Here is a 15,496-nt window from a genome sequence, read left to right as displayed (position 1 = left end):
CTAGACCTGCTCGAGCGCGTCGTTCAAGGCGCGCTCCAGGTCGGCCTTGTAGCGTAGGTAGAGATTGCTTGAGCCGTGGTGGTCACCGAGCAGGCCGGACAGGTCCAGGTCGGTGATATAGCAGCGATAGCGCTCGGTTTCGCGACGCTGGCCGACAATCTCCTGGGCGACCGCGGCGAACAACTGGTCGCCATGCTCCAGCTCGGAAAACTCCCGTTGATTGCAATACAGAGTGACCTGCACCTGCCCCGGTGCGGCTTTGCCGATGATGCCCTGCACGTCATAAAAGGCTTTGTTCGCTGGTGTCTGGGGGGCCGGGCGTGGCTCGATTCGACGGGCTCTTGTGCTGCCTGAGGGCAATATCTGGTAATACAAAATATCCAGTGGCACCAGAGCCTGGGAGGCCTCCATCGGCAGTTGGGCATCGCGCCGGTAGAGGATCGACTGCAGGAAGCGTTGCAGGGGGACCAACAGGCTCTGTTCGTCGTGGTAGGGCAGGCGTTGCTGCCAGAGCGCATTGAATTCATCCAGCACATACAGCTCGGCCTGAGCCTCGACGACACGGTAGAACACCTGGATGCAGTCGGGCTGGCCCATCGGCAGGATCAGCGCCAGGTCGTGTTCTTCCAGGGCCATCGGGTCCAGGTGCAGCGGGCTGTAGCTCGACTGTTCTTCGCCGAGGTAGTCGATCAGCGCCGGCAGGCTTGCCAGCGCCACATGATTGACCTGGCCCGGCACCAACTCCAGCACGTGGTAATGCTGCTGGACCTGGATCAGGTAGCGGTGGTTGAGCTGGCTGAGCAACAGGTTCTGCGCCGTGTCGAACAGCTCTTCGACCCGTTGGGCGATGAACTGCGCACGGTTGTGGCAGAAGCAGCGCACTCGCAGCTTCGGTTGCTCAGGGCCGCGCGGCAGGTTGTTGAGGTAGTCGCGCAGGCAGTCGAGCAGGGCATGGGCGCCGTCGTAACGGCCGACTAATACCTCGTTCCAGCTGTTGAGCGTCACCTGATCGAGGGTCAGCACCAGGTTCTCCCGCACCCCGGCGTAGCTCAAAGAGTCGGTGCGCTCGGTGGTCATCAGGATGTTCAGGTCGCGGTGATGCTTGAGCGGGTCGCGGCCGACATTCACCAGGATCAGCACTTCGCTGGGCACGCTGCTGTGCAGCAGGCGTTCTTCGCTGACGGTGCCCAGGGGCAGGGCGATGGTCTGTTGCAGGCTGCCCAGCAGATTGAACAGCTCGAACTCGCTCAAGTCGCTGCTGCCCGGGTGCAGCGCCAGGCGCGTGCTGCTGTCGATCACGCCGTTGCGATGGCACCAGGTCAGTAGCTCCAGCAGTTCGCGGCTGCGCTTGATCGGCGCGAAGTGTTCCCACTCCAGGGCATTCAGGCTGCCGTTGTACAGGCCCCAGTGGGTTTGCCCCGGTTCTTTCTTGTTGGGCGACTGCACCAGGGTCAGGGTGTCTTCGGCCAGGTCCGGGGCGATGCCGGGGTTGATGAATTCGATCTTGCCGGCCTTGCGTTCAAAGGCCGCGTACAGGCGGCGGCCGAGGATATTCAGGTCGCGCTTGTTGACCAGGCCGAGGGTCTGCTCGGTACGGGCGAACTGGGTCAGGAAGCGGTAGCTGTAGTTCAGCTCATTGACCAGGGCCCGGCGTTCGGCGCTGACCTGGCGGACTTTCCACTGGCTGCGGCTGTCGAGCATTGCCAGCTGGCGTTGATCCCAGCCCCATTCGTGGGCCAGCCGTTCGAGCAGCGAGCGCTGCCAGCTCGGGTTGCGCGCGCCGTTGTTGCCGGTGAGCTTGCGGTTGACCTTCAGGTACAGGCTGCGCCGTACCAGCTCCAGGCGCTCCGGTTCGCCACGGGCCTTGAGGTATTCCTCGATGCGCCGGTAGACCACGATGTACGGATCCAGCTCGTCGAGGTCCAGGCGATTGGCGAACACCGCCTGCTTGAAGCGCAGGCTCAGGCATTCCACCCGCGGGTGTTCGCTGGCGTAGACCTCGGTCAGCAGCAGCTTGAGCACCGACTTGTACGGCGACTCGATGCCCTTGAACAACTGCCAGAGCCCGGCGCCGATGAATTCGCCCGGCGGAATATGAGCCAGATGGCCAAGGTCGAGGTTTTCGTCGGCAGGGATGAAGCGCTTGGACAGCAGCGTATGGGTGTACTGCTGGTAGCGGGCTTCTTCGTACACCGGCACCAGCCACCACAGTGGCGTACGCCCGGCCAGCCAGATGGCCGTGCGATAGAACTCGTCCAGCAGCAGATAGTGCTGAGTGGTGCCGCAATCGTCCGAGCTCAGTTGGGTGTCGCGATCGCCACGGACAAAGCGGCTCGGGTCGATCAGGAAGAAGTGCGCCTCGGCGCCCTGGCCGGCGGCCCAGGCTTCCAGCTGCAGGCATTTCTTGCGCAGTTCGGCGAGTTCGTTTTCGCCGAGATCGGGCGCATGGCAGACCCACACATCCATATCGCTCTGGTCAGCCTGGGCCAGGGTGCCCAGGCTGCCCATCAGGAACAGGCCATGGATAGGTCGCGGTGCATTGCCGGGCCGGACCTTGTAGGAAAACGAGCGGGTCAGGCGCTGGGCTTCGTTGAGCGTTGAGGTGTCGGGTTCGTAGTTCGACAGCCCGGCGGGTGTGCTGCCCGACACATAACCCGGCAATAACGGGTGGTTGACGTGAAAGAACAGCGGCAACAGGTTGAGCACCAGTTGCTGGCGCGGCGATAACCCCTCCATGGCCCGATCCAGACGCCCTTCGTTGAGCTTCAGAAAGCGCGCACGCAGCTGGCTGAGAACCTTGCGATCGATTCCCTCGTCCAGATCTGGGCGGATTTCATGGGTGCGGGTCATTCAAACAGGCTCGCGAAGCTTGAACGTGGGAGGTCTTATAGGTGGAGGAGTTTACAGCCAGTCGAGGGCGAGCTTTAAGCTGAATTTTATTTTTGACGTCAGATTTCCAGCGGACAACTGGAGCTTGCCCGCGGAATCCGACAGGCGGGGATTCCGAGGGCCGTAGGGGGGGAGCGTTCAGGCGGCTTCTTTGACCGTCAGAATGGTCAGCAGGCCTTGGGCATGCTCGGCGGCATCGCGGCCCAGGCTGGTCAGGTAACCACCATCGGGCTGGGTAATGAGCTCTTTTTCGAACAGGCGTCGTGCGGCGGCGATAGCTTGGGGGGCAGCGGTCTGATGGATTTTCAGGCCTTCCTGGGAACTGTCCAGGTTGAAGAGTGCAAGGATTTCCAGTTCGGCAACCAACTCAGGGGTATACGACATAAGGACTCCAGACTTTCTAGGAATTAGACGACAGCGTCCTTAAGGTGACCGCAGTTGGGCAGCCTGTCCAGTGTCCGCTGCGGACTTTTACGCCCCTGGGCGGCGGTATTTGGCCGCAGGGCGCGTACCAGTGTAGTCAAGGCTCGCCATCGCGCCGGCCAGGGGCGGACGCGAGGCGTGGCGGGCTTATTTCTTCTCGGGCGGCAGCTCGGGCAGGGCGCGCAGCGCGGCTTCATACCATTGGGTGTCGAACGCGCGGTCTTCTTCGAGGATCGCGTCGATTTCCACTGCCAGGACGTGAGCCATGAGGTTGAGGATTTCGTCACGCTCATAGCCGACCAGGGTCAGCTTGTTGAAGGTGGCCTTGGCCGCGGGCGGGTTGTCGCTTTCGATCTGGTTTTCGATCGCTTCGATCAGGGTGTTTTCGGCGAACGCTTCTTCGTCGCTGTCGTCGTTGCTGGTACCGGGGGTTGGCTCGCTCATGGCAGGCTCCTCAAGGAAAGGTCGCCAGTTTACCCGTATTCAGGAGCCTGATGCTGCTGGCCAGTCGGCTGTCGAGGATCTATAAGAGTGGCTGCCAACCCCGCACCCGGCCTGGAGGCTATGTGATGCTCAAGCTTTATGGATTCGCCGTCAGCAATTACTACAACATGGTGAAACTGGCATTGCTGGAAAAAGATCTGCCTTTCGAAGAAGTGCCGTTCTACGCCGGGCAAAGCCCTGAGGCGTTGGCCATCAGCCCGCGCGGCAAGGTGCCGGTGCTGGGGGTGGAGCAGGGTTTTATCAATGAAACCAGCGTGATCCTCGAATACCTTGAAAGCCAGCCTGGGCCGGCGCTGCTGCCCAGTGACCCGTTCGCGCGTGCCCAGGTGTTGGCGCTGGCCAAGGAGATCGAGCTTTACATCGAGTTGCCGGCGCGGGCCTGTTATGGCGAGGCGTTCTTCGGGATGACGGTCCCCGAGGCTATCAAGGAGAAGTCCCGCAACGAGCTGGTGCAGGGGTTCGCCTCGCTGGCCAGGCACGGCAAATTCGCCCCTTATGTGGCGGGCAGCAGCCCGAGCGTGGCGGACCTGTATTTCCTGTACAGCGTGAGCCTGGCCTGCGCGGTAGGGCAGAAGCTGTTCGGTGTGGATTATCTGGCCGAGATACCGGCAGCCAAGGCCTTGATGGCACGCCTGGAGCAGATGCCCAATGTGCAGCGGGTCGCGGCGGACAAGGACGCGGCGATGCCGCAGTTCCTGGCGATGATCGCCAGCAAGAAGTAGGAAGGTTTCAGGTCGCTGACTGCGGGCAAGCCACGCTCTTAGCAGGAGCGTGGCTTGCCCGCGCTAGCTTTTAGCGGCTGCTCAGCAACGCCTGGCCGCGAACCACCGCCGCCTTGACTTGAGCCGGGGCCGTGCCGCCGATGTGGTCACGGGCGTTGACCGAGCCTTCCAGGGTCAGCACGGCAAACACGTCCTGGTCGATCTGGTCGCTGAACTTGCGCAGTTCCTCCAGGCTCATTTCCGCCAGGTCCTTGCCGGTCTCCACGCCATACTTCACGGCGTGGCCGACGATCTCGTGGCAATCGCGGAATGGCAGGCCACGGCGCACCAGGTAGTCCGCCAGGTCGGTGGCGGTGGAGAAACCGCGCAGCGCCGCTTCGCGCATCATCGCGTGCTTGGGCTTGATTGCCGGGATCATGTCGGCGAAGGCCCGCAGCGAGTCGCGCAGGGTGTCGGCGGCGTCGAACAGCGGTTCCTTGTCTTCCTGGTTGTCCTTGTTGTAGGCCAGGGGCTGGCCCTTCATCAGGGTCAGCAGGCCCATCAGGGCGCCGAACACGCGGCCGCTCTTGCCACGAACCAGCTCCGGAACGTCCGGGTTTTTCTTTTGCGGCATGATCGAGCTGCCGGTGCAGAAACGGTCGGGCAGATCGATGAACTGGAACTGCGCGCTGGTCCACAGCACCAGCTCTTCGGAGAAGCGCGACAGGTGCATCATGGCCACGCTGGCGGCGGCGCAGAACTCAATGGCGAAATCGCGATCAGACACATTGTCCAGCGAGTTGCCGCCGACGGCGTCGAATCCCAGCAGCTGGCAGGTCAGCTCGCGGTCGATCGGGTAGGTGGTGCCGGCCAGCGCGGCGCTGCCCAGCGGCATGCGGTTGGTGCGCTTGCGGCAATCGACCAGGCGCTCGTAGTCGCGGCTGAGCATCTCGAACCAGGCCAGCATGTGATGACCGAAGGTCACAGGCTGCGCGGTTTGCAGGTGAGTGAAGCCCGGCATGATGGTGCCGGCTTCGCGCTCGGCCTGTTCCAGCAGGCCTTTTTGCAAGCGGGTGATTTCCGCCAGGATCAGATCGATTTCGTCGCGCAGCCACAGACGGATATCGGTGGCCACCTGGTCGTTGCGGCTGCGGCCGGTGTGCAGCTTCTTGCCGGTGACGCCGATGCGGTCGGTCAGGCGTGCTTCGATGTTCATGTGCACGTCTTCCAGATCGACGCGCCAGTCGAAGGTGCCGGCCTCGATTTCGCCCTGGATGGTTTTCAGGCCGTCGATGATGCTGTCGCGTTCGGCATCGGTCAGTACGCCGACCTTGGCCAGCATGGTGGCGTGGGCGATCGAGCCCATGATGTCGTGACGATAGAGGCGCTGGTCGAAAGTGACGGAGGCGGTGAAGCGGGCGACGAAGGCGTCGACGGGCTCACTGAAGCGGCCGCCCCAGGACTGATTGGTCTTGTCAGTGCTCATGAATTCGCTCGTGATCGGCTGGAAGGGAAATGAGGTGAAAAGTTGCCGCGGATAATAACAGGGTTGCCAATCCTGTAGCTGGCACCGGTCGGCAGGTTTTTATTTCTGCCATGGGGGCCGCGGGCGCTTGTCGCCGACCTCGGGCGCGCAGAGACTAGGCGAGCGACGGCGGGGTGCGAGGAGTGATGTAACGATATTTATCGATAGAGCAATATCGTCTTGGCAACCGTCTACAGTTGGACTGAAGGAACAGCGCAATCCCGGATGTTTCATCGAGTCTGGTCGCTGATCACGCAACCGTTGTCGCATGCGCTCCGGTCCCGCCGCCACCTCGCGATTCGCGAGGGAGGCGGTCGGGGTGGAAGCCGACTATAAGAGAGGGGGTGTTTGTGTCCTGTATCAGCAGTCCCCATGACCATGTCGTGCAGTGGCGGGCCTTGAACGGTATCGAGCAGGCCCGGGTAAATAATGGTGCCCGTCGTGGGGCACTTTTTGGCCCTCGCACTAGTCTTAGCGTGGATCGCCGTGACGGACGTCACTTCACCTGTCTACGCTATCCTTGTGCGAGACTCACGCAGGAATCCAGCGCAATATGAATGTCCTGATCGTTGATGACGAACCCCTAGCCCGCGAGCGACTGAGCCGCATGGTCAGTGAGCTTGAGGGATACAGTGTCCTGGAGCCCAGCGCCACCAATGGCGAAGAGGCATTGGCCCTGATCGACAGCCTGAAGCCGGATATCGTGCTTCTCGACATCCGCATGCCGGGTCTCGATGGCCTGCAGGTTGCCGCCCGTTTGTGCGAGCGCGAAGCGCCGCCAGCCGTGGTGTTTTGTGCCGCCCCTGATGAATTCGCCCTCGAGGCTTTTGATGTCAGCGAGGTAGGTCACCTGCTCAAACCGGTGCGTTCCGAGCATCTGCTCGAGGCGCTGAAAAAGGCCGACCGCCCCAACCGGATCCAGCTGGCGGCCCTGACCCGGCCCGCCGCGGAAAGCGGCAGCGGCCCTCGCAGCCATATCAGTGCGCGGACCCGCAAAGGCATCGAGCTGATCCCGCTGGATCAGGTCGTCTATTTCATTGCCGACCACAAATACGTGACCTTGCGCCATGAAAGCGGCGAAGTCCTGCTGGACGAACCCCTGAAGGCGCTGGAGGACGAGTTTGGCGAGCGCTTCGTGCGCATCCATCGCAACGCCTTGGTGGCCCGTGAACGCATCGAACGTCTGCAGCGTACGCCGCTGGGGCATTTCCAGCTGTTCCTCAAGGGTCTCAATGGTGATGCGTTGATCGTCAGCCGACGGCATGTGGCCGGTGTGCGCAAGATGATGCAGCAGCTCTAGATCCGGGCGGCCGGGCGGGTCATGCGCCCCGCCCGCAATGTTCCTGCAGCCAGGGAGGGGCTGTAGTTCCTGATACAAGTCAAAGCTGATTTGGCTGAGCTGTTATCATCTGCCGTATTTTCATCAGTACGGATTGATCCATGTCCTCTCGCGAAATCCGCATCGCTACCCGCAAAAGTGCCTTGGCCTTGTGGCAAGCCGAATACGTCAAAGCTCGTCTGGAAGCCGCTCACCCAGGGTTGATCGTGACGCTGGTGCCCATGGTCAGTCGCGGCGACAAGCTGCTCGACTCGCCGTTGTCGAAAATCGGCGGCAAGGGACTGTTCGTCAAGGAGCTGGAAACCGCGCTGCTGGAAAACGAAGCGGATATCGCTGTGCATTCGATGAAAGACGTGCCCATGGACTTCCCTGAAGGCCTGGGCCTGTTCTGCATCTGCGAGCGTGAAGACCCGCGCGATGCCTTTGTCTCCAATACCTATTCCAGTCTCGACGACCTGCCCGTGGGCAGCGTGGTGGGCACCTCCAGCCTGCGTCGCCAGGCGCAGTTGCTGGCTCGTCGTCCGGACCTGCAGATCCGCTTCCTGCGCGGCAACGTCAATACTCGCCTGGCCAAGCTCGACGCCGGCGAGTACGACGCCATCATCCTGGCCGCTGCGGGCTTGATCCGTCTTGGCTTCGAAGATCGCATCAGCTCTTCGATCAGCGTCGACGACAGCCTTCCGGCTGGCGGCCAGGGCGCGGTGGGCATCGAATGCCGCACGGCCGACAGCGAGATCCATAAGCTGCTGGCGCCTCTGCATCATGTCGATACCGCGGATCGAGTCACCGCCGAGCGGGCCCTCAACAAGCATCTGAATGGCGGCTGCCAGGTACCGATCGCCTGCTATGCGGTACTCGAAGGCGATCAGCTGTGGCTGCGTGGCCTGGTCGGCGAACCGAGCGGCGGTGTGCTGCTCAGCGCCGAGGCCCGTGCTCCACGTAGCGCGGCGGCGGCGCTCGGTGTGCAGGTCGCGGAGGATCTGCTGGCCCAGGGCGCCGACGATATTCTGCGCGCGGTCTATGGCGAGGCTGGCGAAGAGTGAGCGACTGGCGTGTGCTGCTGACCCGGCCCACGGACGAGTCGGCGCTGCTGGCTGAGGTTCTGGGCGAAGCGGGGGTGTTCAGCAGCAGCCTGCCATTGCTGGAAATCCAAGCCCTGCCTGTTGGCGATACCCAGCGCGCCAAAGTGCTTGATCTGCACTTGTACTGTGCGGTGATCGTGGTCAGCAAGCCGGCCGCGCGCATAGCCGTGCAACTGCTCGAGCAGTTCTGGCCGCAGCCGCCGAGCCAGCGTTGGTTCAGTGTGGGCGCCGGCACGGCGCAGGTTCTGGCCGATCACGGCCTGGATGTTTTTTTCCCCGAGCAAGGCGATGACAGCGAAGCCTTGCTTGAACTTCCCCAGTTGCGCGAGGCTATTGCCCGGCCCGGCCCGCGGGTGCTGATCGTGCGCGGGGAGGGTGGCCGCGAGCTGCTGGCTGAGCGTTTGCGCGGCCAAGGTGCTAGTGTCGATTATCTAGAGTTGTACCGCCGCGACCTGCCGCGCTATGCCGACGGGGTCCTGATGCAACGCATCCGAGCTGAACGCTTGAATGGGCTGGTGGTCAGCAGTGGGCAGGGTTTCGAGCACTTGCAGCAGTTGGCCGGCGAGGCCTGGCCACAGGTGGCGCGGCTGCCGTTGTTTGTACCGAGCCCCCGGGTCGCCGAGATGGCGCGTGCCGCCGGGGCCGAGAAAGTTGTGGATTGTCGTGGCGCCAGCGCCGCGGCCTTGCTAACGGCGTTACGGGAGCAACCCGTGCCCGTTCTCTAAACGCAAAGGATGGATACGTGAGCGAAACAGCCTTGCCTAAAGATGATGTCCAGCCGGTAATCGATGCACCGGCTGAACCCGCAACCCCTGCTCCGCAGCGCCGTGGCAACGGGTTGGCGATCCTCGCCCTGCTGCTGGGGGCGGCCGGCGTCGCTGCCGGCGGCTGGGGTGTCTGGCAGGTGCGCAGCCTGCAGGCCAACAATCAACAGCAGTTGGGGCAGTTGCAGGCCCTGGGTGATGAGGCGCAGAGCCTGAAGCTCAACGAGCAGCGCCTGACGGCGCGTCTGGAGCAGTTGCCGGCGGCCGATGAGCTGGAAGAGCGCCGCCGTCTGGTCGCGCAGTTGCAGGGTGACCAGCAGCGACTCAATCAGAAGCTCGAGAGCGTGCTGGGAGCCAGCCGCAAGGACTGGCGTCTGGCCGAGGCGGAACATCTGTTGCGTCTGGCCAGCCTGCGTCTTTCGGCCTTGCAGGACATCAGCAGCGCCCAGGCCCTGGTGCAGGGGGCCGACGAGATCCTGCGCGAGCAGAACGATCCCGGTTCTTTCGCCGCGCGTGAACAGCTGGCCAAGAGCCTCGCGGCCCTGCGCAGTACCGAACAACCGGATCGCACCGGGCTGTTCCTGCAACTGGGCGCACTGCGCGACCAGGTGACCGAGCTCACCGAGCTGGCCCCCGAGTACCGCGACCGTGGCGATTCGTTGCTGGGCCTGACCGCCGACGGTGACGGCGCCAGCCGCTGGGCGCAATGGTGGGACCAGATCTCGCGTTACATTCGTATCGACTTCAACGCGGACAAGAATGTGCGGCCGCTGCTCGCCGGGCAAAGCCTGACGCAGGTGCGCCTGGCCTTGAGCCTGGCCCTGGAGCAGGCGCAATGGGCGGCCCTGAACGGCCAGGCTCCGGTGTACACCCAGGCCCTGGCGGAAGCTCGCGACGTGTTGAAGGGCAACTTCAATCAGGACAATCCGCAGAGCAAACTCATGCTCGAGCGCGTGTCCGAACTGAGCAAACAGCCGGTCACCGTGCAGACGCCGGACCTGGCCAAGACCCTGAGCGCCGTTCAGGCCTACCTGGAGCGACGCAACCTGAGCGCTGAAGAGTCGGTGAAACCACTGGCCAAACCTGCTGCGAATGCCCCGCAGGAGACCAGCCCATGAAGCGCCTGTACGTGATTCTGTTCCTGGTGATCGCCGCCTCGGGATTGCTGGGGTTGGCGATCGCCGAGCATTCCGGGTACATCCTGATTGCCTACGACAGCTTCCGTTATGAGTCGAGCCTGTGGGCGACCCTGGCGCTGGTCGCGGTGATCTGGCTGGTGATCTGGGGTATCAAGGCACTGATCGAACTGGTGATGACCTCCAGCGGCGTGGTCAATCCCTGGTCGCGGCGCAACCGCAGCCGTCGCGTGCAGATTGCCATCGAACAAGGCCAGATGGATCTTGCCGAGGGCCGCTGGGCCAGCGCCCAGAAGCACTTGCATCGTGCCGCGGAAGCCGAGCGCCAGCCTCTTTTGTACTACCTCGGCGCGGCGCGGGCGGCGAACGAGCAGGGAAACTACGAGCAGTGCGACAGCCTGCTGGAGCGTGCCCTCGAGCGCCAGCCCCAGGCTGAGTTGGCGGTGGCCTTGAGTCATGCCCAACTGCAGACCGATCGCGGTGATACCGAAGGCGCTCTGAGTACCCTGCAAGCCATGCACGAGCGTCATCCGCACAGTGTCCAGGTGCTGCGGCAGTTGCAGCGTCTGCACCAGCAGCGGGGCGATTGGTCGGCGGTGATCCGCCTGCTGCCCGAGCTGCGCAAGGACAAGGTCCTGCCCGCCAACGAACTGGCCGAGCTGGAACGTCGGGCCTGGGGCGAGAACCTGACCCTCGCGGCACATCGCGAAGAGGACGGTACGGTCGGTCTGCAATCGCTCAACCGCGCTTGGCAGCAACTGACCGCGGCTCAGCGTCAGGAACCGCAACTGGTGCTGGCCTACGCCGAGCAACTGCGGCAATTGGGCGCCGGGGCCGAGGCCGAAGAAGTGCTGCGCGTCGCTCTCAAACGCAAGTACGACAGCCATCTGGCGCGGCTTTACGGCTTGCTGCGGGGCAGTGATCCGGCGCGGCAACTGCAGTTCGCCGAGCAGTGCCTCAAAGACCACCCGAACGACCCGAGCCTGCTGCTGACCCTGGGCCGCCTGTGCCTGCAAACCAGTCTCTGGGGCAAGGCGCGGGACTACCTGGAAAGCAGCCTGCGCCTGCAGCGCAACCCTGAAGCCTGTGCCGAGCTGGCCCGGTTGCTGGCGCAGCTGGGCGATACCGAGCGCAGCAACCAGCTGTTCCAGGAAGGTCTGGGGTTGTTGGACGAGCGCCTCCTGGCATCGCCGCTGCCGGTGCCCGCCAGGGTATAAAACCGCAAGGCTGGGCCGTCCCCGGAGGGGCGGCCCGTCCTGCGACTCCCCCCCCGATCTGGCCTTTGTGCCGGTTTGCCGCGCTCGATCTTGTCATGGCGCGCCTTGAAAGGGCCGAGCGCTTTCTCTACCGTGGCAGCCTGTTTCTTCCGTTGTGGATACACCATGTCGCTGGCCGGCTCACGCTTGCTGTTCTCCCTTGTGTTTTTTACCGGTGCCTTGGCCCTGTGGGCTTCGTTTCACCTGGAGTTCGGGGTTGGGCTCGAGCCTTGCCTGTTGTGGGTGGCGCAACGTTTCTTTGCGTTGCTGTTGACCTCGATCAGCCTGGTCGCGGCCCTGCAGGGGCCACAATACCCGGCGAGTGCCCTGTATTGGCTGCTGGAACTGTTCTGCAGCCTGGCGGGTGTCGTTACGGCAGGGCGCCATGTGTTATTGCAGAACATTCCTTCGGATCAGTTGCTGGCGTGCTTGCCGGACATGCCGTTCATGCTCGGCAACCTGTCCTGGGGGCGTGCCTTGCAGCTGGTTTTCACCGGGACCGCGCAGTGCGCGGAGGTCACCTGGACGTTGCTGGACATGAGTGCCGCGGAGTGGAGCCTGCTGTTTTTCATCGCTGTGATGATTTTGAGCGCCTATCGTCTGGCGCGGCTTCTACCATGGGGCCGGCGCAGGGCGGCCGCGACCTGAGTCGTCGATTGGCGATGGGGCGCAAGATTAAACACTTGTATGAACTTTATCTCCTGCGTACCTTGAAGCGGCTGTCGAGCGGGCATAATCTGGCCCGCACGTGTCACCGCAATTACGTTGCTCGATGCTGTTCTGCCTGGCCGGATGCTGATGTTCAGTCCAGTGGCGGATTCAGAGCGGCATGACCCATAAGGGAAGAGAGATCGCCATGCTCGAAAGTTGTCAGAATGCTCAGGAACGCTGGGGTGGAGTGCATCTGCTGATCGATCGCTGGTTGCAGGAGCGTCACGAACTGGTTCGGGCCTATGATGCTCTCGGCGCGGAGCCTGAGACGCTGGCTGAAAATCGACAACCGCTGCAGGAGTTCTGCGCAATCCTGGTGGACTACGTCTCCGCCGGCCACTTTGAAATCTACGAGCAGTTGACTGGCGAGGCCAAGGCCTTCAATGATCAGCGCGGGCTCGAACTGGCCGAAACCATTTATCCACGGATCGATGTCATCACTGAAAAGCTGCTGGCGTTCAACGATCTGTGCGACGAAGGAAAATGCGTGGCGGAGAAGTTCAAGGAGCTGGGTGGTCTGCTGCATGAACGCTTCGAGCTGGAAGATTGCCTGATCGAAGTGCTGCACAACGCTCACAAGGAAGAGGCCGCCGTTCAGGCCTGACTTGCCGCGAAAGCTTTACCGAAACGGTGCGCATTGCGCACCGTTTTTCGTTTCTGCGCCCCCTAACCGGTGGCCCCCAGCAGCTCGATTTCAAACACCAGTGGCGTGTAAGGCGCGATCAGGTCGCCCGCGCCATCGGCGCCGTAAGCCTGGGCCGAAGGAATCACCAGGCGCCACTTCGCCCCCGTCGGCATCTGCTGTAAGGCGCTGCGCCATCCGGCAATCACACTGTCCAGGCGAAACCACTGTGGCTGCTGATTCTGATCGAACACCGTGCCATCAGGCAGGCGTCCGGTGTAGCGAACCTGTACCGAACCATTGGCTCCCGGCCGTACTCCGTCGCCGGGTGCCAGCTCGGTCAGCAGGATGCCGTTCTCCAGTTCGCGTACGCCCGGCTTGGCCTTTTCGGCCGAGAGAAAACGCTGTTCGTTTTCCAGCGCCACTTCGATTCGCGGCTTGTCCGCTTGCTCGCCGACCTGTGCTTCATGCTGGGCGAGGATCTGTTCGATACGCTCGTCCTTGAGTGCCAGGGGCTTGCCTTGGTAGGCCTGTTTCAAGCCCTCCACCAATGCCTGGATCTGCAGGTCCGGCACCTCCTGGCGCAGGCGTTCACCGAGGCTGGCGCCCAGGCTGTAGGCGAGATCGTGAGCATCGTTTTTCTGCGAATCTTCGGCGGCCTGAGCCAGTGGCAACAACACACACAAGGATAAAAAAAGGTAACGCGACATGGGCGTTCTCCGGCCTGAGACGAGGGGGATTATGCCAGCGTGGATGTGGCGGCTGGTGAGTAACTTTCTTGTGCGCGAAGAACATTTTCGATCCTCTGCAACGCATGGCATTCGATACTGTCAACATGCCCTAGCGGCGGTAGCAGCAGAGGTCTAGTATGAGCCGCAACTCACGTCAGCCAGGAGGTAAACCATGTCGGCCAATAAGAAGCCTGTAAATACTCCGTTGCATTTGCTCCAACAGCTTTCGAGCAGCCTGCTCGAACATTTGGAAAACGCTTGTTCCCAAGCCTTGGCTGATGCTGAAAAACTGCTCGCCAAACTGGAAAAGCAACGCGGTAAGGCACAGGAAAAACTGCACAAATCGCGCACCAAATTGCAGGACGCCGCGGCGGCCGGCAAGGCCAAGGCACAAGCCAAAGCCAAGGACGCAGTGAAAGAACTTGAAGACCTGCTCGATGCACTCAAAGCACGCCAATCCGAAACCCGCGCCTACATTCTGCAACTCAAGCGCGACGCTCAGGAAAGCCTGAAACTGGCCCAGGGCGTCGGTCGTGTGAAAGAAGCCGCAGCCAAGGTGCTGAGCACTCGCTCCGCCAAACCGGCCGCCGCTCCAGCACAGAAAGCCGCAGCCAAGCCGGCGGCAAAAGCCCCAGCCAAACCTGCCGCTAAAGCACCGGCAAAAGCTGCCAGCAAACCGGCTGCCAAACCTGCCGCCAAGCCAGTGGCAAAAACCGCCGCAGCCAAACCTGCAGCTGCCAAGCCAGCGGCTAAACCGGCTGCTGCAAAAGCACCTGCAAAACCTGCTGCCAAACCCGTTGCGAAAACGGCGGCTGCCAAACCGGCTGCAGCAAAACCAGCGGCCAAACCAGCGGCCAAACCCGCCGCCAAGCCAGCGGCTAAAACCGCAGCGGCCAAGCCTGCTGCTGCCAAGCCAGCGGCTAAACCGGTAGCGGCAAAAACGGCTGCGAAGCCGGCCGCCAAACCGGCTGCGGCCAAAGCTCCGGTGAAGGCAGCAGCGAAACCCGCGGCCAAACCGGCAGCTAAACCTGCAGCAGCCAAGCCAGCGGCTTCCACTGCCGCCAAGCCAGCAGCCGCTAAACCGGCTGCAGCAAAACCAGCCGCCAAGCCTGCGGTGAAACCTGCTGCCAAGCCGGCTGCAAAACCAGCCGCGAAGAAGCCAGTCGCCGCCAAGCCTGCTGCTGCCAAACCGGCCACCGCTCCAGCGGCCGCCAAACCAGCCACCCCGGCAACTCCGGCAACCAAGCCGGCGGCACCGGTCTCTTCGCCAGCTCCAGCGGCGACTGCTGCGCCAGCTCCGACTGCCGCTCCCGCCAGCACCACGCCAACCAGCGCTTCCTAAGCGCCGGTCACCGCGACGCGCAGCACCTGCAGCGCGTCGCGGTTGAGGTTGGCGGCTTCGGCCGCCAGTCCTTCCAGCCAGTCCGTCAGATCCTGCGTTTCACCCTTCGACCATTCTCCCGCCAGCGCCTCCAGGCGCAGCAGCAGTTGCCGCTCGGCCTCCAGTTCCAATGCCTTGACCTGTTCGCGCAAGACCGTCAGTTCCGGATCCGCGCTCGCGGCCGGGCGCCATTGCGTGCGCAGTTGGCGTAGCGGCCTGACGACTTCGTCGTGCCAGGGCTGGCCCAGGGTTCGCAGCTGTTGCAGGCGCTGCGAAGTGCAGGTCACTCCGCGCGCGCCGAGCCAGGCCGCGCAGAGTAGAAGGCAGACATTGGCCCCGGCCGCCTGAAGGTTCAGGCAGGCTTCTTCGACGCCCGGGCGGGCGTAGGTCTTGAGGGTGAAGCTCCACAGGTCAGAGGACATAGTGCTACTC

The 15,496-nt window shown here is 62.9% G+C and carries 15 protein-coding genes and 1 pseudogene; 10 read left to right on the top strand and 6 right to left on the bottom strand.

The window, feature by feature from the left end:
• The 3 genes from AC3RCP_RS30830 to AC3RCP_RS30820 all read right to left on the bottom strand — a co-directional run bounded on the left by AC3RCP_RS30830 (position 1) and on the right by AC3RCP_RS30820 (position 3,756).
• On the bottom strand, positions 1–2,850 hold the full coding sequence (locus tag AC3RCP_RS30830) for a class I adenylate cyclase (RefSeq protein WP_492570592.1): 2,850 nt from the start codon (positions 2,848–2,850) through the stop codon (positions 1–3).
• Positions 2,851–3,027: 177 nt separating this feature from the next.
• Positions 3,028–3,273: a TIGR02647 family protein gene (locus AC3RCP_RS30825; RefSeq protein WP_007926676.1), complete on the bottom strand. Its 246-nt coding sequence runs from the start codon at positions 3,271–3,273 to the stop codon at positions 3,028–3,030.
• 186 nt (positions 3,274–3,459) lie between these two features.
• Positions 3,460–3,756, bottom strand: coding sequence for a hypothetical protein (locus AC3RCP_RS30820; protein WP_007926685.1), 297 nt, complete (start codon positions 3,754–3,756; stop codon positions 3,460–3,462).
• 125 nt (positions 3,757–3,881) lie between these two features.
• On the opposite strand from AC3RCP_RS30820, the gene AC3RCP_RS30815 reads away from it, so the two are divergent.
• A complete protein-coding gene (locus tag AC3RCP_RS30815) occupies positions 3,882–4,538 on the top strand; it encodes a glutathione S-transferase family protein (protein WP_492570593.1) in 657 nt (218 codons plus the stop codon).
• Between the two features lie 70 nt (positions 4,539–4,608).
• Here AC3RCP_RS30815 and argH read toward each other — a convergent pair whose 3' ends face one another.
• Positions 4,609–6,003, bottom strand: coding sequence for an argininosuccinate lyase (gene argH, locus AC3RCP_RS30810; protein WP_009046147.1), 1,395 nt, complete (start codon positions 6,001–6,003; stop codon positions 4,609–4,611).
• Positions 6,004–6,194: 191 nt separating this feature from the next.
• Between argH and AC3RCP_RS30805 the strand changes: the two are divergent.
• From AC3RCP_RS30805 to AC3RCP_RS30770, 8 genes and pseudogenes are all read left to right on the top strand, one after another.
• A pseudogene (locus AC3RCP_RS30805) lies at positions 6,195–6,599 on the top strand (sensor histidine kinase); the annotation flags it as partial.
• Positions 6,596–7,342, top strand: coding sequence for a LytR/AlgR family response regulator transcription factor (locus AC3RCP_RS30800; RefSeq protein WP_101336251.1), 747 nt, complete (start codon positions 6,596–6,598; stop codon positions 7,340–7,342). The pseudogene AC3RCP_RS30805 and the gene AC3RCP_RS30800, both read left to right, overlap by 4 nt.
• Positions 7,343–7,482: 140 nt before the next feature.
• Positions 7,483–8,424 carry a hydroxymethylbilane synthase gene (hemC, locus tag AC3RCP_RS30795; RefSeq protein WP_007926692.1) on the top strand — a complete coding sequence of 314 codons (942 nt, stop codon included), beginning with the start codon at positions 7,483–7,485 and terminating at the stop codon, positions 8,422–8,424.
• A complete protein-coding gene (locus AC3RCP_RS30790) occupies positions 8,421–9,188 on the top strand; it encodes a uroporphyrinogen-III synthase (protein ID WP_101336250.1) in 768 nt (255 codons plus the stop codon). Before hemC ends, AC3RCP_RS30790 begins: the two co-directional genes overlap by 4 nt.
• A 17-nt stretch (positions 9,189–9,205) precedes the next feature.
• Positions 9,206–10,345 (top strand): uroporphyrinogen-III C-methyltransferase, encoded by a 1,140-nt coding sequence (locus AC3RCP_RS30785; RefSeq protein WP_007926694.1) that lies wholly within the window; start codon positions 9,206–9,208, stop codon positions 10,343–10,345.
• Positions 10,342–11,580, top strand: a complete 1,239-nt coding sequence (locus AC3RCP_RS30780) for a heme biosynthesis protein HemY (protein ID WP_101336248.1) — start codon at positions 10,342–10,344, stop codon at positions 11,578–11,580. The genes AC3RCP_RS30785 and AC3RCP_RS30780 overlap by 4 nt, the downstream gene beginning before the upstream one ends.
• A 165-nt stretch (positions 11,581–11,745) precedes the next feature.
• Positions 11,746–12,267, top strand: coding sequence for a disulfide bond formation protein B (locus tag AC3RCP_RS30775; protein WP_101336247.1), 522 nt, complete (start codon positions 11,746–11,748; stop codon positions 12,265–12,267).
• Between the two features lie 208 nt (positions 12,268–12,475).
• Entirely contained in the window at positions 12,476–12,934 is a 459-nt protein-coding gene (locus tag AC3RCP_RS30770) for an Rsd/AlgQ family anti-sigma factor (protein WP_007926697.1), read from the top strand.
• 62 nt (positions 12,935–12,996) lie between these two features.
• On the opposite strand, the gene AC3RCP_RS30765 is transcribed toward AC3RCP_RS30770, so the two are convergent.
• Positions 12,997–13,662 (bottom strand): FKBP-type peptidyl-prolyl cis-trans isomerase, encoded by a 666-nt coding sequence (locus AC3RCP_RS30765; RefSeq protein WP_101336245.1) that lies wholly within the window; start codon positions 13,660–13,662, stop codon positions 12,997–12,999.
• Positions 13,663–13,855: 193 nt separating this feature from the next.
• On the opposite strand from AC3RCP_RS30765, the gene AC3RCP_RS30760 reads away from it, so the two are divergent.
• Positions 13,856–15,025: an AlgP family protein gene (locus AC3RCP_RS30760; protein ID WP_492570594.1), complete on the top strand. Its 1,170-nt coding sequence runs from the start codon at positions 13,856–13,858 to the stop codon at positions 15,023–15,025.
• Here AC3RCP_RS30760 and AC3RCP_RS30755 read toward each other — a convergent pair.
• Positions 15,022–15,486, bottom strand: a complete 465-nt coding sequence (locus tag AC3RCP_RS30755) for a TIGR02444 family protein (RefSeq protein WP_101336243.1) — start codon at positions 15,484–15,486, stop codon at positions 15,022–15,024. The two genes, AC3RCP_RS30760 and AC3RCP_RS30755, sit on opposite strands and share 4 nt — an antisense overlap.
• Between the last annotated feature and the right edge of the window lie 10 nt (positions 15,487–15,496).

This window comes from Pseudomonas sp. GW822-FHT05A08 (assembly GCF_058800485.1).
Note: the sequence above shows the minus strand (reverse complement) of the source record. Positions and strands in the feature narration are given on the sequence as shown.

What these genes read in the sequence shown, in the direction of transcription:
- AC3RCP_RS30830 (WP_492570592.1), bottom strand. Translation starts at nt 2,850, where the DNA reads ATGACCCGCACCCATGAAATCCGCCCAGATCTGGACGAGGGAATCGAT.
- AC3RCP_RS30825 (WP_007926676.1), bottom strand. Translation starts at nt 3,273, where the DNA reads ATGTCGTATACCCCTGAGTTGGTTGCCGAACTGGAAATCCTTGCACTC.
- AC3RCP_RS30820 (WP_007926685.1), bottom strand. Translation starts at nt 3,756, where the DNA reads ATGAGCGAGCCAACCCCCGGTACCAGCAACGACGACAGCGACGAAGAA.
- AC3RCP_RS30815 (WP_492570593.1), top strand. Translation starts at nt 3,882, where the DNA reads ATGCTCAAGCTTTATGGATTCGCCGTCAGCAATTACTACAACATGGTG.
- argH (WP_009046147.1), bottom strand. Translation starts at nt 6,003, where the DNA reads ATGAGCACTGACAAGACCAATCAGTCCTGGGGCGGCCGCTTCAGTGAG.
- AC3RCP_RS30800 (WP_101336251.1), top strand. Translation starts at nt 6,596, where the DNA reads ATGAATGTCCTGATCGTTGATGACGAACCCCTAGCCCGCGAGCGACTG.
- hemC (WP_007926692.1), top strand. Translation starts at nt 7,483, where the DNA reads ATGTCCTCTCGCGAAATCCGCATCGCTACCCGCAAAAGTGCCTTGGCC.
- AC3RCP_RS30780 (WP_101336248.1), top strand. Translation starts at nt 10,342, where the DNA reads ATGAAGCGCCTGTACGTGATTCTGTTCCTGGTGATCGCCGCCTCGGGA.
- AC3RCP_RS30775 (WP_101336247.1), top strand. Translation starts at nt 11,746, where the DNA reads ATGTCGCTGGCCGGCTCACGCTTGCTGTTCTCCCTTGTGTTTTTTACC.
- AC3RCP_RS30770 (WP_007926697.1), top strand. Translation starts at nt 12,476, where the DNA reads ATGCTCGAAAGTTGTCAGAATGCTCAGGAACGCTGGGGTGGAGTGCAT.
- AC3RCP_RS30765 (WP_101336245.1), bottom strand. Translation starts at nt 13,662, where the DNA reads ATGTCGCGTTACCTTTTTTTATCCTTGTGTGTGTTGTTGCCACTGGCT.
- AC3RCP_RS30760 (WP_492570594.1), top strand. Translation starts at nt 13,856, where the DNA reads ATGTCGGCCAATAAGAAGCCTGTAAATACTCCGTTGCATTTGCTCCAA.
- AC3RCP_RS30755 (WP_101336243.1), bottom strand. Translation starts at nt 15,486, where the DNA reads ATGTCCTCTGACCTGTGGAGCTTCACCCTCAAGACCTACGCCCGCCCG.